We start from the raw sequence: 1,136 nt of genomic DNA, 5'->3' as shown, positions 1-1,136 counted from the left end.
GGTTTGTGTTTTTTTATTGGGTCACTTCTACTTATTTATCTATTTTTAGGTCGACTAAGATAAAAACACAAAATAAGTATAAGCTTAGTGTTTGGCTGAAAATCTCGCGATTATCAACTCCCACACTAACTTTATACAAAACCGTTACAAACAATTACTATGAAAAAAATTAATCTTATTATTATAATAACAATTGGAATACTAATAAACTCATGTAATGAAAATAGTGAGATAAATAAAGATAAAATTATAGGAACATGGTCTCTTTTGGGATATGGAGGAACTTACTCAGATGGAACTGAAAGTTTTAACAGCTATGCTGAAAAATGTGCCTCTAATAATACGTGGATATTTAATTCTGAAAATCAAACTTCAGTAATTAGTTTTTATGGTGATATCAATAATTGTAATAATAACCCGGAACAAAATGGATTTTGGGTAAGGTCAAATGATACTAATATTGTTTTATCAAGTGAAAAAATTACTGATTTAAGTGCTCATCCATATATTCAAAACAAAGCCGTTTTCTCAGACGATGATACGATGAAATTATATTATCCAAACGGAAAAGATATTAACATGGTTGAGTATGAAACTAGTTATAGAAAATTCAAAAAAATAAATTAACAGTTTGTAACACCGTATAAAATTAATGTGGGTTTTTATTTCTTTCCCAAAGTTTTAGGCTTATTTACTGTGTCACTTATACTTATTTAAGTATTTTTAGGTCGATTAAGATAAAAACAAAAAATAAGTATAAGCTTAGTGCTAGGCCGATAATCTAACGATTATCAACTCCCACACTAACCTTATACAAAAACGTTGGCATGCATTAATTCTAAACATTATTATAATATAAGTGAAGATTAATATATCTTTGAAAAATGAAATTAGAAATAAATAATTTAGGACCAATTAAAAATGCTAAAATCGACCTTAGCAAAAAATTAACTGTATTTTGTGGTCCAAACAATTCAGGAAAAACTTATTTATCTTTTTTAGTTTATGCTTTTGCAAAATCAGGACTCAAATACTTTAGAGACGATAGTGATAAGGAATTTATCACTGAACTATTTGAAAAAGGTTTTACAAAATATGAAATCAATATTAACTCACTATTTTAGCCCCTAATAAGT

At 27.0% G+C, this 1,136-nt stretch carries 2 protein-coding genes; both read left to right on the top strand.

Features of this window, described 5'->3' with window-relative positions; translation table 11 throughout:
- The first annotated feature begins 159 nt into the window (after positions 1-159).
- Positions 160-627: a hypothetical protein gene (locus tag FGM02_RS16455; RefSeq protein ID WP_139959594.1), complete on the top strand. Its 468-nt coding sequence runs from the start codon at positions 160-162 to the stop codon at positions 625-627.
- Between the two features lie 257 nt (positions 628-884).
- Positions 885-1,124, top strand: coding sequence for an AAA family ATPase (locus FGM02_RS16450; protein ID WP_139959593.1), 240 nt, complete (start codon positions 885-887; stop codon positions 1,122-1,124).
- The last annotated feature ends 12 nt before the right edge of the window (positions 1,125-1,136 follow it).

Source organism: Flavicella sediminum, from assembly GCF_006381105.1.
Lineage (GTDB): Bacteria > Bacteroidota > Bacteroidia > Flavobacteriales > Flavobacteriaceae > Flavicella > Flavicella sediminum.
Note: the sequence above shows the minus strand (reverse complement) of the source record. Positions and strands in the feature narration are given on the sequence as shown.